The following is a 25,753-nucleotide window of genomic DNA, read 5'->3' on the forward strand; positions in this document are numbered from 1 at the left end:
GAAGCCGTGCACTCGCATACACCGCACTCGCTACACCCCACCGTGCGCGGGACGAGAAAAGCCCCCTCCGAGGAGGGGGCTTTTCTCGTTGGCTCCCCGGCTTGGACTCGAACCAAGAACCTGCCGGTTAACAGCCGGCTGCTCTGCCAATTGAGCTACCGAGGAATGTGTCCGCTGAGCGGGCAACTCGACAAGCTTAGCAAACTCCGGACGGACTTCATGCCACCATGGCGCCCTTCGAGGATGCCGGGCGTGTCGAGATCAGTGACGCGAATCCGACTCCGCATTGGGCACCCAGAGCAGGTCTCGACCGACGCCCCTCGCTACGACATGGCCACCGCGGAGCATCAAGGTCTCGGCGTTGAGCTCCCGGATGAAGTCGGCGTCGTTCGTGACGAGCAGCGCCGCCATCGACTGCTCCCGGCGGCGGCGGGTGATCGCGTCGAACACCACGGGCCGGACTTCGAGGTCGAGGTTCGCGAGCACCTCGTCGGCGATGAGCACCTTCGGCTCCAAGACGAAGGAGCGGGCGATCGCCACGCGCTGCCGCATGCCCGCACTGAGTTCGTACGGGAATTTCGCCGCCGTCCCCAGGGGGAGGTGCAGCTCGTCCAGCAGAGTGGCCACGCGGATCGAGAGCGCCTTGGTGTTGACCCTCCGCTCCCTCATCAGGATCGGCTCGGCGATCACCTCGTTCACGGTCAGGCGCGGCGGCAGGTCCGCTCCCGCACCCTGAGGCACGAAACCCGTGCGGTACGTGAGGATGCGGTGCTTCCGGCCCGGCCGGCGGACGTCGACACCACACACCTGCGCGCTGCCGCCGACGACCTTGACGGAGGGATCCGTGGATCCCGCCAAGGCTGCGACCAAGGTCGACTTCCCCGACCCGGTCGGACCGGCGACGCAGATCAGTTCTCCCGGGGCGAGCGAGAACGTGACGCCGTCGACCGCGCGCGTCGGCATCCCGTGGCCGATCCGGTCGATCACCAGATCCGAGCAGTCGATCGCGTTCGGGGATTCGGGCCGGCGGGACATGTGTCCATCCTGCCCTCTGCGCGCCGCCCCTCGGCGTTACGACTCGGCTAAGCGCTGACGCTCGGCGTCGATGTCCCGCAACCGCATGCGCAGCGCCCGCCCTCCGTCGGAGTCAGCCGGCACCCGCTGCACGGCGCCCAGGAGTTCCTGCTTCTCGTTCTCGAGCTGGCGCAGCACGAGTCGTCGGGCGAGGTCGGCGACCGTCGCGACGGCGCGCTCCTCATCGCGCGCGGGGAACGGCGTCATCAACAGCTCACCGGCGAGCGAGCGATACGGCTCGCGGACGCTGTTGACCGCTTCGGTCACCCATCCTGCGCGCGTGCGATCGGGGGCACCCGCCACCGCTTCGCGCACCGCCTCCAGCCCTGTGGTGCGGAAGGGCGCGCCCAGAGCCCGATCGAGCAAGGCCTGGTCGACCTGATGCCCGTACTGCAGCGCCCCCATCAGAGCGTCTCTCTCGACGGCCATGTCGGGGCTGCGCGGCAGGCTCGCCAGGGTCACGGGGGCGATCCCCGACGCTCCCGTCGTCGGATCGACCTGCGGCACCTCGCGGCGCGTGTGCAGCGGCGTCGATCCACCCCTGGCCGCACGCTCGACCTCGCTGCGCACCTCGGTCGGGTCCATGCCGAGCCGACGCGCGAGCACGCGCTCATACCCCGGACGCAGCAACTGATCGCGGATCTCGGCCACGATGGGTGCTGCGGCCCTGAGCGCGCCGACCCGGCCTTCGACCGTCGAAAGGTCGAAGCCGCCCAGCTTGCGGTCGATCGCGAACTCGAACATCGGCTGCTTGGTGTCCATGAGCCGGCGCACGGCGGCATCCCCACGCTGGAGACGCAGGTCGCACGGGTCGAGGCCGTCGGGAGCGACGGCGACGAAGGTCTGCGCGTTGAACCGGTCGTCCTCTGTGAAAGCCCTCAGCGCGGCCTTCTGACCGGCCTCGTCCCCGTCGAAGGTGAAGACGACCTCGCCGGAGGCGTTGTCATCACCCATCACCCGGCGCAGCACCTTGATGTGCTCCGTCCCGAACGCGGTGCCGCAGGTCGCGATTGCGGTCGTGAGCCCCGCCAGGTGACAGGCCATCACATCGGTGTACCCCTCGACCACGACGACGCGACGAGGGTCGCCGCGGGCGATGTCGCGCTTGGCGAGGTCGAGGCCGTACAGCACCTGCGCCTTCTTGTAGATCGGCGTCTCGGGGGTGTTCAGATACTTGGGCCCGTTGTCGTCATCGAACAGCTTGCGTGCGCCGAAGCCGATCGTCTGGCCAGACACATCGCGGATCGGCCACACCAGTCGTCCGCGGAATCGGTCGTAGACACCCCGCTGCCCGGTCGACACCAGTCCTGCGGTGCTGAGCTCTTCGCGGGTGAACCCCTGCGCGGAGAGCGCCTTGAGCATGCCGTCCCAGCCCCGCGGCGCGAAACCGACGCCGAAGTGCGCGGCCGCGCCCGCGTCGAATCCGCGCTCCCCGAGGAACCGTCGTCCGGCCTCGGCATCCGCGGTGAGCAGCTGCGCGCGGAAGAACTCCGCCGCCGCCGTGTTCGCGGCGTAGAGGCGGCTCCGGCCGCTCGTCTCCGGCGCCGACCCGCCATCCTCGTAGTGGAGCGTGTACCCGATGCGCCCTGCGAGACGCTCGACCGCCTCGGTGAAGCTCACATGATCCATCTCCCGCAGGAACGAGTAGACATCGCCCGATTCACCGCAGCCGAAGCAGTGGTAGTACCCGACCTGCTGACGCACGTGGAAGCTCGGGCTCTTCTCGTCGTGGAACGGGCACAGGCCCTTCAGCGACCCCACGCCGGCCGACTTGAGCGCGACCCGCTCGCCGATGATGTCGGCGATGTTCGTGCGCGCCTTGACCTCGTCGACATCAGCCTGCAGGATCCGCGGCATCAGTGCGCCCCTTCGGCGACGGGCCGCCTCTCGGCGTGCGCGCGGGCGCCGGGACGAGCATGCCGAGGCGTCCAGATCCCGACCTCGGCCGGATCGATCTCCCCCACCAGTCTGTTGTGCCAGTCGATGGCGCTCTGATCGGTGAGACTCGCGATCTGGTCGACCACGACCCTGGCGCGTTGCGCATCGTCCTCTGCGTCGACGAAATCCGCGGCGAACGCCGGCTCGAGCACATCGGACCCCGCAGACCACAACGCGTCCGTGGACCAGAGCGCGTCGGCGAGGCGCTTCAAAACGCGGCGCTGCTCCTTGTACACGCCCTTACGGGCTTCGATCGTGACGATGGCCTGGCCCATGATGCCCTTGAGGACGGCGATCTCGACCTCGACCACCCGCGGAACGATGACGTGGGCGTTGTACCGCACGAGCGGCGCTGTGCCGTACGCATCCCTGGTGGCCGACACCGAGGCCCGCGCGAAACGCCCGATCAGGTCGCTCGTCAGGTTCTTGAGTCGCGCGAGGGACTGTCGCGAGCGGTCGAACGAGGCCAGCCACATCGGCTGCGACGCCAGTCGGTACATCGCGTCGGCGAGCTCGTCACGGGTGAAGTCGTACCCGACCCACTGCTGGATCCGTCCGACGAGCGCGTCGTGCGCGCGGGGATCCGCGAGCTGAGCGACATCCACGTAGCCGTTGACGATCGCGTCCTCGAAGTCGTGCACCGAGTATGCGATGTCGTCCGAGAGATCCATGATCTCCGCCTCGATGCAGCGGAGTCTTCCCGGCGCCCCTTCGCGCATCCAACGGAAGACCGCTTCGTCCTCCGGATAGACACCGAACTTGAGCCGACCGCCGGGGTCGGGCACGGGGCTGTCGACCGTCCAGGGGTACTTGCAGGTCGCGTCGAGGCTGGCGCGCGTGAGGTTCAGTCCCACCGACCGGTCGTGGTCGTCGAGCACCTTCGCCTCGAGGCGAGTGAGGATGCGCAGGGACTGCGCGTTGCCCTCGAACCCTCCGATGTGCTCCGCCCACTCGTTGAGCGCGCGCTCACCGTTGTGTCCGAACGGCGGATGCCCGAGGTCATGACTGAGGCAGGCGGTGTCGACGACGTCTGCCGAGACGCCGAGCGCCGTCGCGAGCTCTCGCCCCACCTGGGCGACCTCGAGCGAGTGGGTGAGCCGATTGCGGGCGAAGTCCGCGGTGCTGGCGGGGCTGAGCACCTGCGTCTTGGCCGCAAGTCGTCGGAGCGCGGCGGAGTGGAGGACGCGCGCACGATCGCGGGCGAAGTCATCGCGCTCGGATCGATGGGTCTCGGCGAAGAAGCGCTCTGCGTCTCGGGGGTGGTAGCCGTCGTCGCGCGCGGCGTTCGTCGTGTCAACCACCACTGTTCTCGATCTCTGCTCCACGCATCATCTCGGAGGCGGACGAGGCGAGCTCGCGCGACTCCAGCCACTTGTCCGGAAGCGCCGTCCGCTTGGGGTGTCCCGAGCGGCCCCGCTGCCCCTCGGCGTCGGCGCCGGGGTACGGCGCCGAGCGGTCGAGTCGCCCGAGGAAGTCATCGATCTCCGCAAGGCTGGACGCGGTCGCGAGTCCGGTGCGGATGTCGCCGCCGACCGGATAGCCCTTGAAGTACCAGGAGACGTGCTTGCGGATGTCGCGGCATCCGCGGTCCTCGTCCTCGAAGAACTCGACGAGGAGCTCGGCATGGCGACGGAAGGCGTCTGCGACGAATCCGAGCGTGGCGTCGACGGTCTTGCCCTCGCCGCCGAACGCGGTGGCCAGCTCGCCGAACAGCCAGGGGCGACCGAGGCATCCGCGTCCGACCACCACACCGTCGCAGTCGGTCTGCTCCATCATGCGCACGGCGTCGTCGGCCGACCAGATGTCGCCGTTGCCCAGCACCGGGATGCTCGTGACGGCCTGCTTGAGTTCGCCGATCGCATTCCAGTCCGCGAACCCGGAGTAGAACTCCCCCGCCGTGCGCGCGTGCAGCGCGACCGCTGCCGCTCCCGCGTCTTCGGCGGCACGGCCTGCATCGAGGAACGTCAGGTGATCCTTGTCGATGCCTTTGCGCATCTTCACGGTGAGCGGGATGTCGCCCGCGGCCCTGACGGCCTGATCGACGATGTCGGCGAAGAGCTTCGACTTCCACGGGAGCGCGGCTCCGCCCCCCTTGCGCGTGACCTTCGGCACAGGGCAGCCGAAGTTGAGGTCGATGTGGTCGGCATGATCCTCGGCGACGATGATGCGCACGGCCTCGGCGATGGTCTTGGGGTCGACGCCGTACAGCTGGATCGACCTCGGCGTCTCGGACTCATGATGACGGATCAGGCGCATCGTGGTCTCGTTCCGCTCGACGAGAGCGCGCGAGGTGATCATCTCGCTCACGTAGAGCCCGGCGCCGTACTCGCGGCACAGACGCCGGAAGGCGGTGTTCGTGATGCCGGCCATGGGCGCGAGGACGACCGGCACGTCGAGGGCGATCGGGCCGATGCGAAGAGGGCGGGCGGGGGCGGTGGCGAGAGTCATGTCGCTTCCATTCTCCCAGACGCAGAGCAACGAGGCATTCGGCGACTTAGGCTGTGAGTATGACCGATTCCGCGCTCCGTACGATCCCCTTCACCGATGCGAAGGGCGAGGAGAAGACCCTCGACGATCTCGGCGCCGATGTCGTGCTGGTGGTGAACGTCGCCTCGAAGTGCGGGCTGACTCCGCAGTACGAGCAGCTCGAGGAATTGCAGCGGACCTACGGCGATCGCGGCTTCACGGTCGTCGGGTTCCCGTGCAACCAGTTCTTCGGTCAGGAGCCCGGATCGGTGGACGAGATCCTCGAGTTCTGCTCGACGACCTACGGCGTCACTTTTCCCGTGAACGACAAGGTGAAGGTCAACGGCAAGAACGCATCGGCGCTCTACAAGGCGCTCAAGGAGACCCCGGATGCCGGCGGGAAGGCCGGTCGCGTCGAGTGGAACTTCGAGAAGTTCCTCGTGCTGCCGGACGGGGACGTCCTTCGCTTCCGGCCGAAGCAGAAGCCGGACGCCCCCGAGATCGTCAGCGCGATCGAAGCGGCACTGACCCGCTAGACGGCCTCGGCCTCGGCCTCCGCCTCGACGTCTCCGCGCTTCGACCAGAGGTCGCGGAGCACGTTCTCGAACGCCTCGGGCGGCTGCGCGCCGCTGATGCCGTACTGACCGTCCACGACGAAGAACGGCACGCCCTGGATGCCGTACGCGCGGGCCTGAGCCTGGTCCTGACGCACCGCGGGGAGGTACTGCTCGCTCTCGAGTGCCGCGCGTGCACGGTCTGCGTCAAGCCCCACTTCGGTCGCCAGCTCGATGAGGTCCTCGATGCGTCCGACGTGCTTGCCCTCGGTGAAGTAGGCGGACATCAGCCGCTCCTCCATCTCGTGCTGCCGTCCCTCGGCCTTGGCGAAGTGCAGCAGTTCGTGCGCCTTCACCGTGTTGGTGTGCTTCAGGAGGTCGAAGCGGTACTGGAGTCCGGCGTTCGCGGCGATGCCCGTCACGTTCGACAGCATCTGCTCGACCTGCTCCCTCGGCATGCCCTTGTGGCCCGCGAGGAAGTCGATCTCGTCGCCGTCGAAGTCGACAGGTGTGTCGGGCGAGAGCTCGAAGGAGTGGAAGGTGATGTTGACCTGCGGTGCGTCCTCGTCGGCCGCGACCGCTTCGAGACCCTTCTCGAGGTTGCGCTTGCCGATGTAGCACCAGGGGCAGGCGATGTCGGACCAGATGTCGATGGAGATGGGTTCAGTCACACTTTCATCCAACCGCATGCGCCCACGAGCTATTCCGCCTCTCCCCCGCCCCGCGGCTAGGATGCTCGGATGCTCTCCGCCGACGACCCGCTGCCGTTCGTGCCGTCGCGGGTGCTGGTGGCCGGCGTCTCCGGCTCGGGCAAGACGACGCTCGCCCGTCGCCTCGGGCGGGTGTGGGGACTCCGTCATGTCGAGATCGACGGGCTGTTCCACGGGCCGGACTGGACGCCGAGGCCCGCGTTCCTCGACGACGTGCGCGCATTCGCCGCGGAGGAGCGCTGGGTCACCGAGTGGCAGTACACGAGCAAGGGAACCGACGAGATCCTCCCGCCTCGAGCGCAGCTCGCGATCTGGCTGGACTATCCCCACCGCGTGGTGCGCCGCCGTCTGATCGGACGCACCCTCGCCAGGGGCATCCTGCGACGCGAACTCTGGAACGGCAATCGTGAGAAGGGTCCGTGGAGTCTCTTCTACCGCGATCCCGAGCAGAACATCCTCGCGTGGCAGACCGCGACGCTGCACACGTGGGCAGGGCGCTTCCCTGACCTGATGGAGCGGTTTCCGCACCTCGTCATCGTGCGGCTCCGGCATCCGCGCGACGCGGAGAAGTGGCTGCGTGCTCAGGCAGACGCGTCGGGGGCGTCGATGGCCCCACCGAAGCGGCGGTCACGCGAAAGGTAGATGCCGATCGCACGCCACAGCTCCTCACGAGAGAAGTCGGGCCAGAGCGTGTCGAGGAAGACCATCTCGGCGTACGCGGACTCCCACAGCAGGAAGTTCGAGGTGCGCTGCTCCCCCGAACTGCGCAGGAACAGATCGACGTCGGGCATATCCGGCACGTACAGGTTCCGGCGGATCATCTTCTCGGTGATCGCCTTCGGCTTGACACGTCCGTCAGCGACCTCCGCGGCGATCGACCGCATCGCGTCGACCAGTTCGACGCGGCCACCGTAGTTGACGCACATCGTGAGCGTGAGCACGTCGTTCCCGCGCGTGAGCTGCTCGGCGTGCTGCAGCTCCTTGATGACACTGCCCCAGAGCCGCGGCTTGCGGCCCGCCCAGCGGATGCGCACGCCCCACTCGTTGAGCTGGTCGCGCCGCCGGTGCAGCACATCACGGTTGTAGCCCATGAGGAAGCGCACCTCCTCAGGGGACCGCGCCCAGTTCTCGGTGGAGAACGCATACACCGAAAGGTGCTTCACACCGGCCTGGATCGCGCCGGCGACCACGTCGAGGAGCACCTCTTCTCCAGCTTTGTGGCCTTCGATCCGACTCAACCCCCGACGATTCGCCCATCGACCGTTGCCGTCCATCACGATCGCGACATGCTCGGGCACGGCTCGGAACGTGGGAGGGTGCACCCCCGTCCAATCGAGCGGGCGATAGGCCACGGCGTCCTTGTGCGTGTACGGCTTCGGGGTCACCGTGATCCTTCCGACGAGGTGTCCGACACATGGGCGAGCGAGCGGATGCCGCGCTCCATGTGCCACTGGGCGTAGGCGGAGACGAGTCCGGAGGCCGCTGCGGTATCGGCGGCAGGCGACGCGTCGATCACGTCCCACTCCCCCGCGATCAGGGCGCGGAGCAGCCTCAGCGTCTTCTCCGAGACGCGCGGGCTTCCGGCGGGAGCGCAGTTCTCGCAGACCAGTCCGCCCAGCTGCGCGACGAATCGCGAATGCGGACCCGGCGTGCCGCAGCGCGCGCACTCGTCGAGCGACGGCGCCCACCCCGACAGCGACATGACCCGCAGCAGATAGGAGTCGAGGATGCTGCGCGCGACGTGCTCACCGCGCGACAGGGCGCGCAGTCCGCCGACGAGGAGCAGGTACTGATCCGGCGTCGCTTCCGCATCACTCAGGCGATCCGCCGTCTCGACCATGGCGTTCGCCGCGGTGAAACGGTCGTAGTGCGCCGCGATGTCGCTGCCGTACGAGCCGAGCGACTCGGCCTGCTGCACGATGTCGAGCGAGCGGCCCTGATAGAGCTGCACGTCGGCGACCATGAACGGCTCGAGCCTGGCCCCGAACTTCGACGAGGTGCGGCGCACCCCTTTGGCCACGGCTCGGACCTTGCCGTGACGCCGCGAGAGCATCGTGACGATGCGATCCGCCTCACCGAGCTTGTGAGTGCGCAGGATCACCGCTTCGTCTCGGTAGGTGGGCACCCCTCGATTATCCTCCGTACGCGAGAATGGGGGCGTGACCGAACCGCTCTTCACCATTCCGCTGTGGGCGGACCTCCTCGGCGTCGGCCTCGGCGGCGTCCAGGGCGCGATGTTCGCCTCGGGGTTCCAGGGGCAGCGGCGCCTCGACTGGCTGGGTGTCGCGATCATCGGCATCATGATCGGCATGGGCGGCGGCCTGATCCGCGACATCCTCCTCGGGCAGACGCCGGCGACGCTGCAGAATCAGTGGTACCTGGTGACGGCCGCCGGCGCGGCACTGCTCGGCATGTTGCTCGCCGGGCTCTTCACCCGTCTGAACACCGCGATCGTCGTGCTGGACGCCGTCGTGATCGGGATGTTCGGTGCGTTCGGGACGAGCAAGGCGCTGGCTTTCGGCATTCCCGAAGTGCCCGCCGTCTTCATCGGCGTCTGCGCCGCGGTCGGCGGCAGCGTGCTCCGCGACATGCTGATGGGTCTGCCGACCGCGATCATGCACGTCGGGTCGCTGTACGCGGTCGCCGCCGGAGCGGGGTGCACCTTCATCGTGATCGCCGTCGCCGTCGGTATGCCGATCACGATCGCCGCCGTCGTCGGCATCGCCGTCACCACCGTCATCCGCATTCTCGCGGTGACGTTCGACGTCTCCCTGCCGGAGCAGCGTCGTATCTACCGTCGCAAGGTCGCGGCGGAGACGGGCGCGATCGCGATCGTGAAGCCGCAGGACTGATCCGCTGATCAGACGACCGCGGCCGACATCCACACGATGCCGGCCGCGGTTCGCCTCCGGGGACGATCAGACCGCCGCGAGCTCCTGCTCGCGGGTGCGGATCGACCGGTTGACGCCCGAGACGATGGCCTTGAGGGATGCCGTCGAGATGTCGCCGTCGATGCCGACGCCCCACAGCCGCTGGTCGCCGACCTGCAACTCGACGTAGGCGGCAGCCTGCGCGTCGCCACCGGCGCTGAGAGCGTGCTCGACGTAGTCGTACACCGTGATGTCGAAGCCCTGACCACGCAGCACCTCGACGAAGGCGGCGACCGGACCGTTGCCGTTACCCGACACGGCGACCTGCTCCTCGCCGTCACGCAACACGACGTCGAGCACCACATCACCGGACATGTCGCTGCGCGTCTGCGTCGCCAGGAGTTCGAAACGTCCCCACTTGGCCGCCGAATCGTCGGACGGCAGGTATTCGTCGTTGAAGATCGACCAGATCTGGTCGGAGGTGACCTCGCCGCCTTCGGCATCCGTCTTGGCCTGCACGACCCCGGAGAACTCGATCTGCAGCTTGCGCGGCAGGTCGATCGCATGGTCCGACTTCAACAGATAGGCGACGCCTCCCTTGCCCGACTGCGAGTTCACACGGATGACCGCCTCGTAGGAGCGGCCGAGATCCTTCGGGTCGACGGGCAGATAAGGGACCGCCCACTCGATCTCGTCGACCGTGACGCCCTCTGCGGCGGCCCGGGCCTCCATGGCCTCGAACCCCTTCTTGATCGCATCCTGGTGCGAACCGCTGAACGCGGTGAAGACCAGGTCGCCCGCCCACGGGCTGCGCTCGGGCACCGGCAGCTGGTTGCAGTACTCGACCGTGCGCTTGACCTGGTCGATGTCGCTGAAGTCGATCTGCGGATCGATGCCCTGTGTGAAGAGGTTGATGCCCAGTGCCACGATGTCGACGTTGCCCGTACGCTCGCCGTTGCCGAACAGGCAGCCCTCGATGCGATCGGCCCCGGCCATGTAGCCGAGTTCCGCGGCCGCGATCGCGGTGCCGCGGTCGTTGTGCGGGTGCAGCGAGAGGATGATGTTCTCGCGGTGGTTCAGGTGGCGGCTCATCCACTCGATCGAGTCGGCGTACACGTTCGGCGAGGCCATCTCGACGGTCGCCGGGAGATTGATGATCACCTTGCGCTCAGGCGTGGGCTCGAAGACCTCGATCACCTGGTTGCAGATGTCGACGGCGAACTCCAGCTCGGTGCCGGTGTAGCTCTCGGGCGAGTACTCGTAGTAGACCTTCGTGTCGGGGATCGTCTTCTCGAACCGGCGGCACAGCCGTGCGCCCTCGAGCGCGATTTCGATGATGCCCTGCTTGTCGGTGCGGAAGACGACCTCGCGCTGCAGCACGCTGGTCGAGTTGTAGAGGTGCACGATGGCCTGCTTCGCCCCGGCGATGGACTCGTAGGTGCGTTCGATGAGGTGTTCGCGCGCCTGGGTCAGGACCTGGATCGTGACGTCGTCCGGGATCAGATCCTCTTCGATGAGCTGCCGCACGAAGTCGAAGTCGGTCTGGCTCGCCGACGGGAAGCCGACCTCGATCTCCTTATACCCCATGCTCACGAGCAGCTCGAACATGACCCGCTTGCGTTCGGGCGACATCGGGTCGATGAGGGCCTGGTTCCCGTCGCGGAGGTCGACCGCGCACCAGCGGGGAGCCTCGGTGATGCGGGCATCTGGCCAGGTGCGGTCAGGCAGGTGGACGGTGATCTGCTCGTGGAACGGCCGATACTTGTGGATCGGCATCGCGGACGGGCGCTGAGTGTTCTGCATGATGGGGCTTCTTCTCTTCGTCAAGATGAACGGGCCAACACAAGCGCCGCGACGAGGAAGGCCCTAGCTTTAGGACTCGTCGCGGCAGCTAAGAAGAAGCAGACCGCCGAAAGGCATGTGGTCATGCTAGCAGGGATGGTGCGGCACTTTCGACGGGTCTGAGACGATCGCGCGGCCGGTGACACTCCCCGATATGAGTACATCGCACCGTCGCCTCGCCCTCGCCGCAGCGACTGCCGCCGGAGTCTTGCTCCTGAGCGCCTGCGCCTCAGGACCCGGCAGCACCCCGGCCCCCACGAGCACGACGGTCCCCTCCGATCAGCGCCTCGAAGAGGCTCACCCCGGCCTGCCGGACGGGCGCGTGATCGGTGTCGGCACGGTGCTCGATGTCGCGGGTGACGTGCAGCTGTGCATGGGGGTCATCATGGAGTCGTACCCGCCGCAGTGCCAGGGAGTGCCCCTCGACGGGTGGACATGGGACGGCGTCGACGGCAGCGAGACCAGCGGCACGACCACCTGGGGTCAATACGCGGTGTACGCCTCGTACGACGGCGAACGACTCACGAACACCGACCAGCCGATCATGCTCGCCCTCTACGACACGGTCGCCCCGGAGGACCCGACCGGCGGCGTCGAGGGGACCACGGCGGAGGACGAGCTCGTGCGGGTCCAGGACGACATCGCCGCTCGTCTGGGATCAGAAGCGCTCACGGTGGCGACCGACCGCGGCTACGTCTGGCTGACCGTCGTGTGGGACGACGGGACGATGCAGGATGCCGCCGACGCCGAGTACGGCGACGGGGTGGTGATCGTCACCTCGGCGCTGCGCGAGACCGACTAGGCCTCAGGGATCAGCGCCAGTTTTCCGCCGGGATGTCCGGCCGAGAGCAGGCGCTGAGCCTCAGGCGCCTGAGCGAGCGGGAACGTCCGCGCGACCGGCACCACCAGGTCGCCGTTCTGAGCCAGGGCGATGAGTTCGCTGCGCACCTCGTCGCGAAAACGCGCGCTGTCCGGCATCGAGCCCGCGATGGCCACGATCCCTCGGACTCCGCTCGCGTGAACGCGGCGATGGTGACGATGCGTCGGCGGTCGGTGACCACCTCCAGAGAGACATCGACGGCCTCGTCCGTGCCCACGGCATCCAGGGCCGCCACGACGGGTCCGTCTGCGACCTCGAGCACACGCTGACGGAGGCCGTCGCCGTAGCGCACCGGGATGCCGCCGAACCGTCGCACCTCGTCGAAGCGCTCCGCGCTCGCCGTCCCGATCACGCGGACGCCGCGCAGGCGAGCCTGCTGCAGAACGCTCACGCCGACCGCCCCCGACGCCCCATGGAGCAGGATCGTCTCTCCCGGACCCGCACCGGCGATCGCGAGCATCTCCGCCGCCGTGGTTCCGACCAGCAACAGGTTCGCGGCCTCGGGGTGCGAAAGGGTCGAAGGTTTCGCGAACACCTTCTCGGCAGGAACGGTGAGTTCGGTGGCATAGCCGCCGCGCACTCGAAACGCGATGACCTCGTCGCCGACCGATGCCGCACCGGACCCGATCCGCGTGTCCGGACCGAGTGCGCTCAGTTCCCCGGACACCTCGTAGCCGATCGGTACGGGGAGATCGAGGTCCGACCGAGCGGCCGCGACGTGCTTCGCGTCCGCAGGATTGACGCCGGCCGCCCGCACGCGGATCGTGACCTCGCCTGCCTCCGGAGCCGCGACCTCATGCGCGACGAACTTCCAGGTGTCGGGGGAACCCCATCGCGTCGCCACCCAGTGGTGTGCCACTGTCACCGTCTCACCGAGCCGCTCAGAGGATGCAGCGCAGATTCGTGACGGTGCCGGTGACGTTCGCCCAGGTCCCGGCGTTCACGCTCTTGAGCACCGTGCTCCCGTTACGGACCTGGACGTACCCGCCGCTGCGCGCATTCGCCACGGACTTGGCGGTGAAGCTCGACGGGATCGTGTGGACGGCGCACGTGCCGAACGACAGCACGCCGCCCCCGAGAGAGGAGGCGTTGTAGGCGCAGATCCGTCCGGTCGCGCAGCTGCCGACGGACCGCGCCGCGAGGTCGGATGCGCTCGGCACGCTCAGCTCCATGTCCAGCTTCGGCCACACCGCATGCGTCGAATCGATGACGATGCCGCCTGGCACCTCTTCGAGGACGGCCGCGATCTGCGGATCCACATCGCGGGGAGCGTCAGCGGCGGCGTAGGCCGGAGCAGAGCCCAGGATCATGGCGATGCCCAGCAGCGCTGTGGCGAGAACGGTCGTTCGTTTCATCGAATGGTCTCCTCATCGAGATCCCACATCTGGTAGGAGATGATCGCCCCCGCGGGGAACAGCTCATCGGCGGTCAGCACGGTGCGTTCGACGCCGACGATCCGTCCCGTGTCGCGAGACACCAGGACCAGATCGCTCACGGCTCCGTCGGGCGACTGGACGCGGACCCCCGTGACCGTGCGTCCCAGACGGTCGGTCGACGTGCCCAGAGCATCGCCGCCGCCTGCTTCCTCGAGAAGAAGGAGGAGTTCGCGGTGCTGTGCGTCCGTCAAGGTCCACTGGTCGAGGACGGCCGCGAACGCCATCTCCACCTCGTATGCCGTCGGGTCCTCGGGCATTCCGAATGCACGGAGCATCGCGACCATGTCGTCGCGGGTCTCACCGGGAACGGCCGTCCAGGGGGTGTCGAAATCGCCGGGCGCCATGACGAGGTCGGTGACCACCTCTCCGCTGCTCGTGACCTCCGCAGCGTTGCTGGCGACCGCATCGGTGGGGTCGTAGGGGACGCCGGCGAGGATGATCATGCGTCCCGAACCGTCCGGCTCCCACGTCAGTGTGGAGAGCTGCGGAGCGACCGTCGAGGTCTTGGTGTCGACGTCGACCGAGAACGACCACGATGCCGTCTTGACGGTTCGCAGCGGCATCGTCGGGCCGGGGGTCTCGGCCAGAGCGGCATCCGCATCGTCGACGAGCTGCGCGATGGTGTTGGATCCGCTGAAGTCGAGGGGCGCCGGAGTCCCGGCGACCGCCGCGCCCTGCGGCGAGAAGATCGCGAACGCCAGCGCCGTCGAGGCGACGGCCGCGGTGACTCCGCCCGTCCAGCCGATCGTCCGGGTGCGGCGACGCCGTGGAGCCGAACCCGTGCGGAGGATGCGGTCACGCGTCGCACGGGCACGTGCGTCCGGCAGAGCGTCGCGTGGTGTCGTCGCGGGGTCGGCATCGCTCAATATCCGCTCGAGCACGGCGTTCTGCGTCATCACCCGTCACCAGCCCCCTCCAGGCCCAGCTCCGACCGCAGGCGATCCTGCGCTCGGCTCAGCGTCTTCTGCACCCGGGACTCAGAAGCGCGCAACAGCTCGGCGATCTCCCCCACCGCGAGTCCATCCCAGTACGTGAGCATGATGATACGCCGTTGGGGCTGTGTGAGGACACCCAAAGCGCGAACGACTTCGACGCGGCCGAATCGACCCAGCTGCTGCTCGTCCCCTGACACGCCCGTGTGCACGGCATCGAGAGCGCCGTGCGGCATGGATGATCGGGTGGTGCGCGAGCGCAGACGACGGTCCGCCTCACGCAGCAGCCAGACGCGTCCTGGTGGTCGCGCGGGTCGGAGGCGTGCCCAGGCGTGGAAGAAGACCTCCGAGACGATCTCGGTGACCTCCTCGTCGTCGCCGACCACACCTTCGACGTGGTGGCGCACTGCCGCCCAGTGCGCATCGAACACGCGGGTGAAGACCTCGTTTCGCAGCGGATTCGGGTCTTCGCTGCGAACGTTCATATCGTCGGGGTCGGCGGTCTTCCCGCCGCCTTCGACGCGTGACCTGGGCGCATCTCAGAAGCCGAGTCTGCCGAGCTGCTTCGGGTCGCGCTGCCACTCCTTGGCGACCTTGACGTGCAGGCCGAGGAACACACGCGTACCCAGCAGATCCTCGATCCCTGCGCGAGCGCGTGCACCCACGTCGCTGAGGCGCTTGCCCTTGTGCCCGATGATGATGGCTTTCTGACTGTCACGCTCCACGACGATCGAGGCATGCACGTCGGTCAGGTCGGTGCCCTCGCGCGGCGCGATGTCGTCGATCACCACGGCGATCGAGTGCGGAAGCTCATCGCGCACGCCCTCGAGGGCGGCTTCGCGGATCATCTCGGCGATGCGGTCTTCCTGCGACTCGTCGGTCGTGATCCACTCCGGGTACAGAGCGGGGCCTTTCGGCATCAGCTGGAGGATCTCGTCGGAGAGCACGTCGAGCTGGTCCCTGGTCAGCGCGGAGAGCGGGATGACAGCCGCCCAGTCGTCGCGCAGCGCATCGACCTCCACCAGCCTGCCGGTGATCTCGTCTCGACCAGCGGCATCCGTCTTCGTCACGATCGCGATCTTCTTGGCGCGCGGGTATCCATCGAGCGAAGCGGCGATGCGGCGGTCGCCGGGACCGACCTTCTCGTTAGCCGGAACGCAGAACCCGATGACGTCGACATCGCCCAGCACCTGCTCCACCAGGTCGTTCAACCGTTCGCCGAGCAGTGTGCGCGGTTTGTGGATGCCCGGGGTGTCGACGATCACGAGTTGACCCTCCGGCCGATTCACGATGCCGCGGATCGCCCGCCTCGTGGTCTGCGGCTTCTCGCTCGTGATCGCGATCTTCTCGCCGACGAGAGCATTCGTCAGGGTGGACTTGCCGACGTTGGGGCGGCCGACGAAGGTCACGAACCCGCTTCGAGTCTCATCAGCCATCGTGTCGATCTCCTTCATCCTGCGAAGCGTCAGGTTCTCCTGTCGCACGTTCCACGAACACCGTCGCGATCCCACGGCCGCGTCCGCGAGAGGCTCCTCCGGTGAGGACCAGGCCATCGACGGTCGCCGTCGCACCGGGTTGCGGCACCTGTCCGAGAGCCTTGCCGAGCAGTCCGCCGATCGAGTCGACGTCCTCGTCCTCGAGCTCGAGACCGAAGAGATCGCCCACGTCCTCCAGCGAGAGACGGGAACTCACTCGATAACGTCCGTGACCCAGGTCGACGAACTCCGCCGATACCTGATCGTACTCGTCGGAGATCTCGCCGACGAGTTCCTCGATCAGGTCCTCGAGCGTCACCAGACCCGAGATCCCGCCGTGCTCGTCGATCACGAGGCACACGTGCACGGCATCGCGCTTCATCTGCTGCAGCAGCGTCTCCGCACGCATCGACTCCGGCACGAAGGTCGCCGGACGGGAGATCGGCCGGATGGATGCCGCTCGCCAGGCGCTGTCATCCCGGTACGCGAACTGCACGAGGTCCTTGAGATAGAGCACCCCGACGACGTCGTCGGCATCGTCGTCGACCACGGGCATCCGCGAGACGCCCCGGTTCAGGAAGAGCGACATCGCCTGGTCGGTCGTCGCTGTCGCATCGACCGTCACCATCTCGGTGCGAGGCACCATCACGGCGCGCACGAACTGGTCGGTGAAGTCGAAGACGGAGTGGATGAGGTCGCGGTCGTCCTCCTCGATGAGATCGTTCGATGCCGCTTCATCCACCATGCTGAGCAACTGGTCTTCGCTTGTGAAGGAGCTGCGCCCGGTTCCCGGGGTCACCTTGTTTCCGAGCAGCACGAGGCCTTGTGCAAGGGGACCGAGGAAGATCCGGAGTCCACGGACGATCGAGGCGGTGCCGCGGATCATGCCCTCTGCATGCTGTCGCCCGAACGACCGCGGGCTCGCGCCGACGAGCACGAACGTGATGGCGGTCATCAGCAGGGCCGCGGCGAGCATCGCCCACCAGTTGTTCTCGATGAGGATCGTGAAAGCGACCGTCACGAGCACCGCCGCCGTCACCTCCGCGAGCACGCGGATGAACGCCACAGCATTGACGTGCGCGTCGAGGTCGGTCGCGATCCGGCCCAGCGCCTTGGCGCGGCGGCCCTCGGTCGCCATGTCCGCGAGCCCTGCGCGCGAGGTCACGCCGTACGCGGCGTCGATCGCAGCCATGAGACCGCCGAACGCCACCAGCAGGACGGCGGCGATGAGGAGGAGGACGGCCGTCATCGGCGACGTTCGGTGGCGGCGAAGCCCTGGATCAGTTCCTTCTGCAGTCCGAACATCTCACGCTCCTCATCGGGCTCCGCGTGATCGAAACCGAGGAGGTGCAGCAGACCATGGGTGGTGAGGAGGATCAGCTCGTCCATCAGCGTATGGTGCGCGGCCTGAGCCTGCGTCTCCGCCACCTGCGGGCACAGCACGATGTCGCCCAGCAGACCGGGAGCCGTCGGACGATCCTCGGTGCCGGGGCGCAGCTCATCCATCGGGAAGCTCAGCACGTCGGTCGGGCCCGGCTCGTCCATCCACTGCACGTGGAGTGCCTCCATGGCGCCCTCGTCGACCAGGACGATCGCCACTTCCGCGTCAGGGCTGACATGCAGCTGCGCGAGGTTGAAGTCCGTCAGGCGCTGCAGCACCGTCTCGTCGACGTCGATGGCCGACTCGTTGTTGATCTCGATCATGAGAGTCCTCGTTTCGGCATGCGGTCACGGGGGCCGGGCCGCTGCGCTCCCCTGCGCTCGGCACGGTTGGCGAATTCGGCGGCCTGTTCACGCTCGAACCGCTGCGCTGTGCGCTTCTCGTCGTACTCGCTGTAGGCGTCGACGATGCGCCCCACCAGGGAATGACGCACGACATCGTCGCTGGTGAGCCGGGAGAAGTGGATGTCGTCGATGCCGTCGAGCACGCGGGTGACCAGACGGAGCCCCGACGAGCCCTGCGGCAGATCGACCTGGGTGATGTCGCCTGTGACGACCATCCTCGTGCCGAAGCCGAGGCGCGTGAGGAACATCTTCATCTGCTCGGGAGTGGTGTTCTGCGCCTCATCGAGGACGACGAACGAGTCGTTCAGCGTGCGACCGCGCATGTAGGCGAGCGGTGCGACCTCGATGGTCCCCGTCGCCATCAGACGAGGGACGATCTCGGGGTCCATCATCTCGTTGAGCGCGTCGTACAGCGGCCGCAGGTAGGGATCGATCTTGTCGGTGAGAGTGCCGGGGAGGAACCCGAGACGCTCTCCGGCCTCGACGGCCGGACGCGTGAGGATGATCCGGGTGACCTCCTTGCGCTGCAGCGCCTGGACGGCCTTCGCCATCGCGAGGTAGGTCTTGCCCGTGCCCGCCGGCCCGATCCCGAACACGATCGTGTTCTCCTCGATCGCGTCGACGTACTCCTTCTGACCGAGCGTCTTCGGGCGGATGACCTTACCGCGCGTGGTGAGGATGGCCTCGCCGAGCACTTCACTCGGACGCGGACCGCCCTCCTGCCGCAGCATCCGCGCGGAGCTCGACACGTCGCTCGGAGCGAGGTCGTGTCCCGCCCTGGTCATGGCGAGCAGCTCCTCGACCAGTGCCTTCGCCTTCGCCACATCGTCCTGCGAGCCGCTCAGGGTGATCTCGTTGCCGCGGACCAGGACCTGGACGTCACGATGCTCCTTCTCGAGCATCCTCAGCAGACGGTCCTGCGGGCCGAGCAGCTGCACCATCGCGACGCCGTCCGCGTACATCTTCTCCACCGACTCCGGAGGCCGAGCGCCCAGGCTCCGCTCCTGCGGTTCGTGATTCTCAGGCACCGACGCTCTTCTCGGTCAAGCCACCGGCCAGCACATGTGCGTGGACGTGGAAAACGGTCTGTCCGGCGTTCGCGCCGGTGTTGAAGACGAGGCGGAAGTCGCCGTCGTCCGTGTGCTCCGCCGCCAGTTGACCGGCGAACGCGATCATCTCGGCGAGCAACGCAGGGTCTCCTGCGGCGAGCTCCGCGACGTCGCGGTACTCCGCGGTCTTGGGCACCACGAGCAGGTGGACGGGTGCCTGCGGAGCGATGTCGCGCAGAGCGAAGAGGCGATCCGTCTCGCCGAGGATCTCGGCGGGGATCTCCCCGTTGAGAATGCGCGTGAAGATCGAGGGTTCCGTCATGCGGTCAAGTCTACCGATGGCGACGACGGTGCAGCCCGGAGCATCGCGACGAGACGATGCCGGTCACCAACGACCGAGCGCCACCGCGAGCACGGCGATGGCAGCAGGTCCTGCGGTCGAGGTCCGCAGCACCGTGTCTCCGAGACGCACTCGCTCCGCACCCGCGGCCACCATCCGGTCGAGCTCTTCCCCTGAGATTCCCCCCTCGGGCCCCACGACCAGCACCAGGTCGCGGCCGTCGGACGTGATCTCCGACAGGCGCGCGGACGCCGTGGGATCGAGGAGCAGCACACGTTGCGAGGTCGCCCGCTCTGCGAGCTCACGCGTCGAGACGGGCGCCGTGACGTCGGGGACCCAGGCACGATGCGCCTGTTTCGCCGCCTCGCGCACGATGGTCGCCCAGCGGTCCCTCCCCTTCACGGCCTTCGGGCCCTCCCATCGCGAGACGCTCCGGCTCGCCTGCCACGGCACGATCTCGTCGACGCCGAGCTCGCACGCGGCCTGGACGGCCAGTTCATCCCTGTCCCCTTTCGCGAGCGCCTGGACCAGGATGATCCGCGGCTCGGGGGCCGGATGCTCCGTGCGCGCGGTGATGCGGACATCGACGCGTGTCGGCGCGACCTCCTCGGCGACGCCCGACAGCCAGATGCCTGCACCGTCGCCGACAGTGACGGCCTCGCCGAAACGCAGCCGCCGCACCACGGCCGCGTGCTTCGCCTCGGCACCGGTGAGCGTCACGACCTCGCCGACGCGAACATCCGTCGACGACTCGACCAGGAAGTGCAGCGCCATGATCAGTGGCTGCGGAAGCGGTCGCGGAGCTTCGAGAAGAGTCCCTGCTGGAACTGCGCGAGCTGCGGATCCGGCGCCTTGGTCTTCTTCGCGAAATCCTCGATGAGCGCCCGCTGCGCCGAGTCGAGCCTCGTGGGTGTGAGCACCTGGACGCCGACGCGCAGATCACCGCGCTGGGTGCCGCGCAGCGGCGTGATCCCTCGGCCCTTGATCGTGAGCACGTCGCCCGACTGCACGCCGGCGCGGATCTCCAGCTCGACCTCGCCGTCCAAGCCCTGGATGGTCGTCTCGGTCCCGAGGATGGCGTCCGTCATCGCCACCTCGAGGGTCGCGAGCAGATCGTCGCCCTCACGGCTGAACGCCGGGTGCGCGTTCACGGTCACCTCGACGTACAGATCGCCGTTCGGACCGCCCGCCTTGCCGACCTCTCCGGAGCCGGGCAGCTGGAGCCGGAGACCGGTCTCGACGCCGGCGGGGATGTCGAGCGACACCGTCCGGCGCGAGCGCACACGTCCCTGGCCGCCACACGTGCCGCAGGGGTAAGGGATCGTGGTGCCGTAGCCCTCGCAGGTACCGCACGGCTGAGAGGTGACGACGTTGCCGAGCAGGCTGCGCACCTGGCGCTGCACATGACCGGAGCCGCCGCAGATGTCGCACGTGACCGGGGACGTCCCCTCCTGACAGCACGATCCCTGGCAGGTCTCGCACAGCACCGCGGTGTCGACCTCGATGTCGCGGTGCGCGCCGAACACGACATCGCCGAGTTCGAGCGTCACACGGACGAGGGCATCCTGGCCACGCTCCCGACGAGACCGCGGGCGTGCCCCGCGCCCTCCGCCCTGCGCAGCCCCGAAGAACGTCTCGAAGATGTCTCCGAAGCCGCCGAAGCCGCCGAAGTTGCCCGCGGCGCCGTCACCGCCGCCCATGTCGTAGCGGCGACGCGAGTCGTCGTCGCTGAGAACGTCGTACGCATGCGTCACGAGCTTGAATCGCTCGGCCGCATCCTCTCCCGGGTTCACATCCGGATGCAGCTGTCGCGCGAGGCGACGGTATGCCTTCTTGATCTCGTCGGTGGAAGCGTCTCGGGACACCCCGAGAACCTCATAGTGGTCCGCCACGATCGCCTTTCTGCGTGTGTCTTCCGGTCGCGACCGCGTCAGCGGCCGGCCTCGTCTTCATCGAGCATCCGCGACAGATAGCGGGCGACTGCCCGCGCCGCCGCGAGATTGCTCGGATAGTCCATGCGCGTCGGCCCCATCACGCCGACGCGCGCCGTGCCGCTGGGGGCGGCGTAGTTGCTGGCGACGATCGATGCCTCGCCGAGCCCGAACGGCGCGTTCTCGGTTCCGATGCTCGCCGCGAGGCCGTGCTCGTCGGTCACCATCTCGCTCATCAGCCGCAGCAGTGTCACCTGCTCCTCGATCGCTTCGAGGAGGGGATGGATGCTGCCGCGGAAGTCCTGCTCGCGACGCGCCAACGTGGCAGCTCCCGCCATCACCAGGCGCTCCTGCCGGAACCCGCCGAGTTCGTCGAGCACGACACCGGCGATCGCGTGCAGCACCGGATCCTTCGGCGGTTCAGCCGCCGCCAGCAGGGTCTGGAGTCGGTCGGAGGCGTCTGCGATCGCCTGACCCGTGATCAGGGCCGAGACGCGAGCACGCAGCAGCGCCATCGCCGTCTCGTCGATCGCCTCAGGGAGAGGCGCGATCCTCTGCGACACTCCCCCGGCATCCGTGACCAGCACGATCAGGAGCCGGTTCGGCGCCAGCGCGACCAGTTCGATGTGCGTGACATGGGCGCGAGCGAAAGACGGGTACTGAGCGAGCGCGACCTGCCCGGTGAGCTGCGTCAGCACCCGTACCGTGCGCACCATCAGGTCGTCGAGGTCGGAAGGTTCGCCCAGGAACGACTCGATCGCCGATCGCTGTGCCGACGAGAGCGGCCGCAACTGGGCCAGGTGGTTCACGAAGACGCGGTAGCCCTTGTCGGTGGGCACACGACCAGACGAGGTGTGAGGCGCCGTGATGAGCTCTTCGTCTTCGAGCAGCGCCATGTCGTTGCGGATCGTCGCCGCCGACACGCCGAACGAATGCCGATCGACGATGGAACGGCTGCCGACCGGTTCGTGGGTCTCGACGTAGTCCTGCACGATCGCGCGGAGAACCTGGAGTCCTCGCTCTGTGACCATCGCCTTCCCTTCCGCTGGCACTCGGACGTTCAGAGTGCCAATCCTACCCCGAGCAGCTCGTGATTCTCCGTACGGCGGGGCCGCAACCCTAGGATGACGCTCATGACCACCTCACCCCGGGCCACCCTGTCGAGCGGCGTGGTCCGCGGCACCGAGAGCGAGGGCGTCGCCCGTTACCTCGGCGTCCCCTATGCGGCTGCCCCTTTCGGCGAGAACCGGTTCCCGAGCCCCGCAGCCGACGACCGCGTGGCACGGCGTGCGGGAGGCGACCCGGTTCGGCCCGACGCCACCCCAGCACCCCTACGCCGGCGAGATCGGCGAACTCCTGGGGTCCGTGCGCATCGACGGTGACGACATCCTCACGGCGAACGTGTGGGCTCCGACCGAGGCATCCGGCGCGCCGGTGCTGCTGTGGATCCACGGCGGTGCGCTCGAACGCGGCACGGCGGCCCTGCCGCTCTACGACGGAACCGTCTTCGCGAACGCGGGCGTCGTGTTCGTGTCGATCAACTACCGCTTGGGCTCCGAGGGTTTCTCGGTGCTCGACGGCGCACCTCGAAACCTCGGGCTGCGCGATGCGGCCGCTGCGCTGGAGTGGGTGCATCGCGAGATCGCGGCCTTCGGCGGAGACCCCGCGCGCATCACCGCGATGGGCGAGTCGGCCGGCGGTGCCGTCGTCGCCGGGCTTCGCACGTGACGACTCCCGCGCGCTGATCTCCCGCGCCATCATCGAATCCGGGCCGCTCACGGCCCAGACTCCGAAGAAGGCGGGGCGCGTGACGGCGCAGTTGGCGAAGCGACTCGGCGTCACCGCGGATCGGGATTCCTTCGCCGCGCTCTCCCCGGACAGCTGCTGGACGCGCGCGCGGCCCAGTCCGCCGGTTCGTCACCGCTCGGCGGGGCTCCCGGGTTCCAGTTCGCGATCGATCCCGACAGCCTGCCGCGGTCTCCGCACGAGGTTCTCGGCGAGATCGACACCCCGCTGCTGATCGGCAGCAACACCGACGAGTACCGGCTCTGGTTCCCGCCGGAGGCGCTCGCCGGCATCGGCGAGCTCAAGCTTCAGGCCGCCCGGCTGCTCTCCCGGATCCCCGTCGCGCCGTATCCGAGTACCGCTCGGCTTTCCCCGTGCCGGCACGGGTGAGGTGTTCGGGCAGCTCGTCACCGACATGATGCTGCGTGCGCCGCTGAGCCGTGTCGCGGCTGCCCGTCCCGCGACGACGCACGTCTACGAGTTCGCGTGGCCGAGCCCGGTGCGAGACCTTCGCGCGGCCCACGCGCTCGAACTCGGGTTCGTGTTCGATCGTCTCGACGACGAGGAGGCCAGGCGCCTGGCCGGACCGGATGCCCCGCGTGACCTCGCGACCGAGATGAACGCTGCCTGGGTCGGCTTCGTGACCGACGGCGAACCCGGCTGGCCGCCGTACGGTCCCGGCCGGCAGACGCGCCTGTTCGACACGGTCAGCTCGACGGTTCCGCAGCGCCGCACCACCGGGATGGACCTGCTCCCCGGGTGACGCCGGCCGATCAGTCCGTGAGCTCGCGCACCACGGCATCCGCGAGCAGGCGACCGCGCAACGTCAGCTGGACGCGCCCGTGCAGGGCAGCCACCGGATCGATCAGTCCATCGGCTATCAGACCGGCGACACGGCTCCGGTTCGCCGCAGGCACCTCGTCGACCGCGATGCCCTCGCGGATGCGGCTCAGCAGCAGGATGCGCTCCAATGTGCGCGACTCGGCATCGGGGCGCTCGGTTCCGGCTGCCGGCGACTCGGAGGCCGCGAGACGTTGCGCGTATGCGGCGGGGTGCTTGACGTTCCACCATCGCAGCCCCGCCATGTGGCTGTGGGCACCAGGACCGAAGCCCCACCAGTCGCTGCCGCGCCAATAGGCGAGGTTGTGCCGGGAACGTCGGTCCGGCGTGCGGGCCCAGTTGCTGACCTCGTACCAGTCGAAGCCGCCGTCCGCGAGGCGCGCATCGGCGAGCTCGTACATGTCCGCCTGAAGATCGTCGTCGGGCGTCGGCACTTCGCCGCGACGGATCTGGCGCGCGAGCTTCGTGCCGTCCTCGATGATGAGCGCGTAGGCGGAGATGTGGTCGGGCTCGAGCGCGAGCGCCGCATCGAGCGAGGACTCCCAATCGGCGAGGGACTCCCCGGGCGCGCCGTAGATCAGATCGACGCTCACGGCGAGGCCCGCATCCTTCGCGGCGGCGACGGCCGTGCGGACGTTCTCCGGCCGGTGGGTGCGGTCGAGGGCGGCGAGGACATGCGGCACCGCCGACTGCATGCCGACCGACATCCGCGTGACTCCGGCCTCAGCCAGGGTGCGCGCGACCGCAGGCGTCACGGTGTCGGGATTCGCCTCGACGGTCACCTCGGCACCCTCAGCCAGCCCGAAGGCCGAGGAGGCCGCATCGAGCATGCGGGCGAGGTCTCGGCGGGGAGGAGGGTGGGCGTGCCTCCGCCGAAGAAGACCGTGTCCATCGGGCGCAGCGCCCCGGCACCGTCGAGCACGCGTCGAGCGAGGTGGATCTCGGCGATCAGCGTCGATGCGTAGTCCTCCTGCTTCGCCCCGCGCAGCTCGGTCGACGTATAGGTGTTGAAGTCGCAGTACCCGCAGCGCACCGTGCAGAAAGGAATATGAAGGTACGCCGAGAACGGCGCACTCGTGTCGATCGGAAGATCGACGGGCAGTCGCCCGTCCGTCGGTGCCGGGTCTCCGAGAGGGAGGGGGCCCGCCATCACAGCGGGGTCGCGTAGAGCGGGGAGATCGCGCGGAGGTAGCGCGCGAAGAGCTCGCGACGGCGGCGCTTCACGAGTGCGGGCACCGTGCGGTACAGCAGTGCGTTGGGGGCGTCGAAGGCGCGGACGGTGAACCAGACCTCGTCGTTGTCCTCCCGCCAGTCGACGTCGAAGGACTCCTCGCCGCGAACCACGGAACCGCCGACCGTGCCGAGCACGAAGCCGATGCGCCGCGTCTCCTCGGTGACCGAGATCACACGGAGCTCGGCATCGGCGCGCATGCCTGCGACCCGGCCGCGCAGGTGCAGCGTCATCCCCGCACCGACGAACGGCATGCCCTCCGCGTCGTACCGGGGCTCCACATCGCGCTTGCTCGGCGCGATGGGGTTCCCCGCCGCATCGAAGCTCACTCCCGCGTAGGCGGGGCCCGGCGCCGGACGCACGTCTTCGACCGAGAGCCCGGCGGCGCGTTGAGCCGTCCAGGAGAGAAGCGCCTCGCCGGCGGTCTGGAACCTCTCGCTGCCGCTGCCGATGCGCCAGGATTCCTCCGCAGGGACGCTCCGCTCCGGCGGGTACTGCATCAGATCGGGCGCATGGGTCGCACCCACGGCCGCATAGTCCACCGTGTCGTCTCGGAAAGTCCCGCGCCGCATGAGTTCCAGCCTACTTCGCGTCACCTGAGCGAACACCCCCACG

General features: G+C 68.3%; 26 protein-coding genes, 1 tRNA gene and 3 pseudogenes. 7 read left to right on the forward strand and 23 right to left on the reverse strand.

Going from position 1 to position 25,753, the window contains the following annotated elements; genetic code table 11:
- Positions 1-89: 89 nt before the first annotated feature.
- The 5 genes from K1X59_RS11260 to dusB all read right to left on the reverse strand — a co-directional run bounded on the left by K1X59_RS11260 (position 90) and on the right by dusB (position 5,460).
- Positions 90-165: transfer RNA gene (locus tag K1X59_RS11260), tRNA-Asn, on the reverse strand.
- Between the two features lie 96 nt (positions 166-261).
- Positions 262-1,035 carry an ATP-binding cassette domain-containing protein gene (locus tag K1X59_RS11265; RefSeq protein ID WP_183150181.1) on the reverse strand — a complete coding sequence of 258 codons (774 nt, stop codon included), beginning with the start codon at positions 1,033-1,035 and terminating at the stop codon, positions 262-264.
- Between the two features lie 36 nt (positions 1,036-1,071).
- Positions 1,072-2,931, reverse strand: a complete 1,860-nt coding sequence (dnaG, locus tag K1X59_RS11270) for a DNA primase (RefSeq protein ID WP_220173408.1) — start codon at positions 2,929-2,931, stop codon at positions 1,072-1,074.
- A complete protein-coding gene (locus K1X59_RS11275) occupies positions 2,931-4,316 on the reverse strand; it encodes a deoxyguanosinetriphosphate triphosphohydrolase (RefSeq protein WP_183150182.1) in 1,386 nt (461 codons plus the stop codon). The genes dnaG and K1X59_RS11275 overlap by 1 nt, the downstream gene beginning before the upstream one ends.
- Entirely contained in the window at positions 4,306-5,460 is a 1,155-nt protein-coding gene (dusB, locus tag K1X59_RS11280; protein ID WP_183150183.1) for a tRNA dihydrouridine synthase DusB, read from the reverse strand. Before dusB ends, K1X59_RS11275 begins: the two co-directional genes overlap by 11 nt.
- A 59-nt stretch (positions 5,461-5,519) precedes the next feature.
- Here dusB and K1X59_RS11285 point away from each other — a divergent pair, with 59 nt between their 5' ends.
- Complete coding sequence (locus K1X59_RS11285; protein WP_183150184.1) at positions 5,520-6,014, forward strand: glutathione peroxidase; 495 nt, start codon at positions 5,520-5,522, stop codon at positions 6,012-6,014.
- On the opposite strand, the gene K1X59_RS11290 is transcribed toward K1X59_RS11285, so the two are convergent.
- Positions 6,011-6,703, reverse strand: coding sequence for a DsbA family protein (locus K1X59_RS11290; RefSeq protein ID WP_183150185.1), 693 nt, complete (start codon positions 6,701-6,703; stop codon positions 6,011-6,013). The two genes, K1X59_RS11285 and K1X59_RS11290, sit on opposite strands and share 4 nt — an antisense overlap.
- Positions 6,704-6,772: 69 nt before the next feature.
- Between K1X59_RS11290 and K1X59_RS11295 the strand changes: the two genes are divergently transcribed.
- A complete protein-coding gene (locus K1X59_RS11295; protein WP_183150186.1) occupies positions 6,773-7,384 on the forward strand; it encodes an AAA family ATPase in 612 nt (203 codons plus the stop codon).
- Here the strand turns inward: K1X59_RS11295 and K1X59_RS11300 are convergent.
- Both K1X59_RS11300 and recO read right to left on the reverse strand, forming a co-directional pair.
- The gene (locus tag K1X59_RS11300; RefSeq protein ID WP_183150187.1) at positions 7,324-8,127 is read right to left on the reverse strand and encodes an isoprenyl transferase; all 804 of its coding nucleotides are present in this window, start codon (positions 8,125-8,127) and stop codon (positions 7,324-7,326) included. The genes K1X59_RS11295 and K1X59_RS11300 overlap by 61 nt on opposite strands.
- Positions 8,124-8,867, reverse strand: coding sequence for a DNA repair protein RecO (recO, locus tag K1X59_RS11305; RefSeq protein WP_220173409.1), 744 nt, complete (start codon positions 8,865-8,867; stop codon positions 8,124-8,126). Before recO ends, K1X59_RS11300 begins: the two co-directional genes overlap by 4 nt.
- 34 nt (positions 8,868-8,901) lie before the next feature.
- On the opposite strand from recO, the gene K1X59_RS11310 reads away from it, so the two are divergent.
- Complete coding sequence (locus K1X59_RS11310) at positions 8,902-9,594, forward strand: trimeric intracellular cation channel family protein (RefSeq protein ID WP_183150188.1); 693 nt, start codon at positions 8,902-8,904, stop codon at positions 9,592-9,594.
- Between the two features lie 66 nt (positions 9,595-9,660).
- On the opposite strand, the gene leuA is transcribed toward K1X59_RS11310, so the two are convergent.
- Positions 9,661-11,415 (reverse strand): 2-isopropylmalate synthase, encoded by a 1,755-nt coding sequence (leuA, locus tag K1X59_RS11315; RefSeq protein ID WP_183150189.1) that lies wholly within the window; start codon positions 11,413-11,415, stop codon positions 9,661-9,663.
- A 193-nt stretch (positions 11,416-11,608) separates the two neighbouring features.
- Here leuA and K1X59_RS11320 point away from each other — a divergent pair, with 193 nt between their 5' ends.
- The gene (locus tag K1X59_RS11320) at positions 11,609-12,256 is read left to right on the forward strand and encodes a hypothetical protein (RefSeq protein WP_220173410.1); all 648 of its coding nucleotides are present in this window, start codon (positions 11,609-11,611) and stop codon (positions 12,254-12,256) included.
- Here K1X59_RS11320 and K1X59_RS11325 read toward each other — a convergent pair.
- From K1X59_RS11325 to hrcA, 12 genes and pseudogenes are all read right to left on the reverse strand, one after another.
- Positions 12,253-13,193 (reverse strand): annotated as a pseudogene (locus tag K1X59_RS11325) (NADP-dependent oxidoreductase). The gene K1X59_RS11320 and the pseudogene K1X59_RS11325 sit on opposite strands and share 4 nt — an antisense overlap.
- Positions 13,194-13,215: 22 nt before the next feature.
- Positions 13,216-13,689 (reverse strand): hypothetical protein, encoded by a 474-nt coding sequence (locus tag K1X59_RS11330; RefSeq protein WP_183150190.1) that lies wholly within the window; start codon positions 13,687-13,689, stop codon positions 13,216-13,218.
- Positions 13,686-14,666 carry a hypothetical protein gene (locus K1X59_RS11335; protein WP_183150191.1) on the reverse strand — a complete coding sequence of 327 codons (981 nt, stop codon included), beginning with the start codon at positions 14,664-14,666 and terminating at the stop codon, positions 13,686-13,688. The genes K1X59_RS11330 and K1X59_RS11335 overlap by 4 nt, the downstream gene beginning before the upstream one ends.
- The gene (locus K1X59_RS11340) at positions 14,666-15,187 is read right to left on the reverse strand and encodes an RNA polymerase sigma factor (protein WP_183150192.1); all 522 of its coding nucleotides are present in this window, start codon (positions 15,185-15,187) and stop codon (positions 14,666-14,668) included. The genes K1X59_RS11335 and K1X59_RS11340 overlap by 1 nt, the downstream gene beginning before the upstream one ends.
- 54 nt (positions 15,188-15,241) lie before the next feature.
- A complete protein-coding gene (gene era, locus K1X59_RS11345; protein ID WP_220173411.1) occupies positions 15,242-16,156 on the reverse strand; it encodes a GTPase Era in 915 nt (304 codons plus the stop codon).
- On the reverse strand, positions 16,131-17,426 hold the full coding sequence (locus tag K1X59_RS11350; protein ID WP_220173412.1) for a hemolysin family protein: 1,296 nt from the start codon (positions 17,424-17,426) through the stop codon (positions 16,131-16,133). Before K1X59_RS11350 ends, era begins: the two co-directional genes overlap by 26 nt.
- Positions 17,423-17,881 (reverse strand): rRNA maturation RNase YbeY, encoded by a 459-nt coding sequence (ybeY, locus tag K1X59_RS11355; RefSeq protein WP_183150194.1) that lies wholly within the window; start codon positions 17,879-17,881, stop codon positions 17,423-17,425. Before ybeY ends, K1X59_RS11350 begins: the two co-directional genes overlap by 4 nt.
- Entirely contained in the window at positions 17,878-18,924 is a 1,047-nt protein-coding gene (locus K1X59_RS11360; RefSeq protein WP_183152817.1) for a PhoH family protein, read from the reverse strand. Before K1X59_RS11360 ends, ybeY begins: the two co-directional genes overlap by 4 nt.
- 58 nt (positions 18,925-18,982) lie before the next feature.
- A complete protein-coding gene (locus K1X59_RS11365) occupies positions 18,983-19,333 on the reverse strand; it encodes an HIT domain-containing protein (RefSeq protein WP_183150195.1) in 351 nt (116 codons plus the stop codon).
- A 63-nt stretch (positions 19,334-19,396) separates the two neighbouring features.
- Positions 19,397-20,125, reverse strand: coding sequence for a 16S rRNA (uracil(1498)-N(3))-methyltransferase (locus K1X59_RS11370; protein WP_183150196.1), 729 nt, complete (start codon positions 20,123-20,125; stop codon positions 19,397-19,399).
- Positions 20,126-20,127: 2 nt separating this feature from the next.
- Complete coding sequence (gene dnaJ, locus K1X59_RS11375) at positions 20,128-21,243, reverse strand: molecular chaperone DnaJ (RefSeq protein WP_220173413.1); 1,116 nt, start codon at positions 21,241-21,243, stop codon at positions 20,128-20,130.
- Positions 21,244-21,281: 38 nt separating this feature from the next.
- Entirely contained in the window at positions 21,282-22,313 is a 1,032-nt protein-coding gene (gene hrcA / locus K1X59_RS11380; RefSeq protein ID WP_220173414.1) for a heat-inducible transcriptional repressor HrcA, read from the reverse strand.
- Between the two features lie 102 nt (positions 22,314-22,415).
- On the opposite strand from hrcA, the pseudogene K1X59_RS21390 reads away from it, so the two are divergent.
- The 3 genes and pseudogenes from K1X59_RS21390 to K1X59_RS21400 form a co-directional block, all read left to right on the forward strand.
- Positions 22,416-22,484 (forward strand): annotated as a pseudogene (locus tag K1X59_RS21390) (hypothetical protein); the annotation flags it as partial.
- Positions 22,485-22,503: 19 nt separating this feature from the next.
- A complete protein-coding gene (locus tag K1X59_RS21395; protein ID WP_258566812.1) occupies positions 22,504-23,010 on the forward strand; it encodes a carboxylesterase family protein in 507 nt (168 codons plus the stop codon).
- A gap of 448 nt (positions 23,011-23,458) precedes the next feature.
- Complete coding sequence (locus K1X59_RS21400; RefSeq protein ID WP_244631921.1) at positions 23,459-23,830, forward strand: hypothetical protein; 372 nt, start codon at positions 23,459-23,461, stop codon at positions 23,828-23,830.
- A 10-nt stretch (positions 23,831-23,840) separates the two neighbouring features.
- Here K1X59_RS21400 and hemW read toward each other — a convergent pair.
- A pseudogene (hemW, locus tag K1X59_RS11390) lies at positions 23,841-25,057 on the reverse strand (radical SAM family heme chaperone HemW).
- A complete protein-coding gene (locus K1X59_RS11395) occupies positions 25,057-25,710 on the reverse strand; it encodes a DUF1990 family protein (protein ID WP_183150198.1) in 654 nt (217 codons plus the stop codon). The pseudogene hemW and the gene K1X59_RS11395 overlap by 1 nt, the downstream one beginning before the upstream one ends.
- Positions 25,711-25,753: the final 43 nt, after the last annotated feature.

It is taken from the genome of Microbacterium sp. Se5.02b (assembly GCF_019464375.1).
In the GTDB taxonomy this organism is placed as follows: domain Bacteria; phylum Actinomycetota; class Actinomycetes; order Actinomycetales; family Microbacteriaceae; genus Microbacterium.

Coding starts and splice junctions, on each gene's coding strand:
- K1X59_RS11265 (WP_183150181.1), bottom strand. CDS start 1,035: ATGTCCCGCCGGCCCGAATCCCCGAACGCGATCGACTGCTCGGATCTG.
- dnaG (WP_220173408.1), bottom strand. CDS start 2,931: ATGCCGCGGATCCTGCAGGCTGATGTCGACGAGGTCAAGGCGCGCACG.
- dusB (WP_183150183.1), bottom strand. CDS start 5,460: ATGACTCTCGCCACCGCCCCCGCCCGCCCTCTTCGCATCGGCCCGATC.
- K1X59_RS11285 (WP_183150184.1), top strand. CDS start 5,520: ATGACCGATTCCGCGCTCCGTACGATCCCCTTCACCGATGCGAAGGGC.
- K1X59_RS11295 (WP_183150186.1), top strand. CDS start 6,773: ATGCTCTCCGCCGACGACCCGCTGCCGTTCGTGCCGTCGCGGGTGCTG.
- leuA (WP_183150189.1), bottom strand. CDS start 11,415: ATGCAGAACACTCAGCGCCCGTCCGCGATGCCGATCCACAAGTATCGG.
- K1X59_RS11320 (WP_220173410.1), top strand. CDS start 11,609: ATGAGTACATCGCACCGTCGCCTCGCCCTCGCCGCAGCGACTGCCGCC.
- K1X59_RS11330 (WP_183150190.1), bottom strand. CDS start 13,689: ATGAAACGAACGACCGTTCTCGCCACAGCGCTGCTGGGCATCGCCATG.
- K1X59_RS11335 (WP_183150191.1), bottom strand. CDS start 14,666: ATGACGCAGAACGCCGTGCTCGAGCGGATATTGAGCGATGCCGACCCC.
- K1X59_RS11340 (WP_183150192.1), bottom strand. CDS start 15,187: ATGAACGTTCGCAGCGAAGACCCGAATCCGCTGCGAAACGAGGTCTTC.
- era (WP_220173411.1), bottom strand. CDS start 16,156: ATGAAGGAGATCGACACGATGGCTGATGAGACTCGAAGCGGGTTCGTG.
- K1X59_RS11350 (WP_220173412.1), bottom strand. CDS start 17,426: ATGACGGCCGTCCTCCTCCTCATCGCCGCCGTCCTGCTGGTGGCGTTC.
- ybeY (WP_183150194.1), bottom strand. CDS start 17,881: ATGATCGAGATCAACAACGAGTCGGCCATCGACGTCGACGAGACGGTG.
- K1X59_RS11360 (WP_183152817.1), bottom strand. CDS start 18,924: ATGTACGCGGACGGCGTCGCGATGGTGCAGCTGCTCGGCCCGCAGGAC.
- K1X59_RS11365 (WP_183150195.1), bottom strand. CDS start 19,333: ATGACGGAACCCTCGATCTTCACGCGCATTCTCAACGGGGAGATCCCC.
- K1X59_RS11370 (WP_183150196.1), bottom strand. CDS start 20,125: ATGGCGCTGCACTTCCTGGTCGAGTCGTCGACGGATGTTCGCGTCGGC.
- hrcA (WP_220173414.1), bottom strand. CDS start 22,313: ATGGTCACAGAGCGAGGACTCCAGGTTCTCCGCGCGATCGTGCAGGAC.
- K1X59_RS21395 (WP_258566812.1), top strand. CDS start 22,504: ATGCGGCTGCCCCTTTCGGCGAGAACCGGTTCCCGAGCCCCGCAGCCG.
- K1X59_RS11395 (WP_183150198.1), bottom strand. CDS start 25,710: ATGCGGCGCGGGACTTTCCGAGACGACACGGTGGACTATGCGGCCGTG.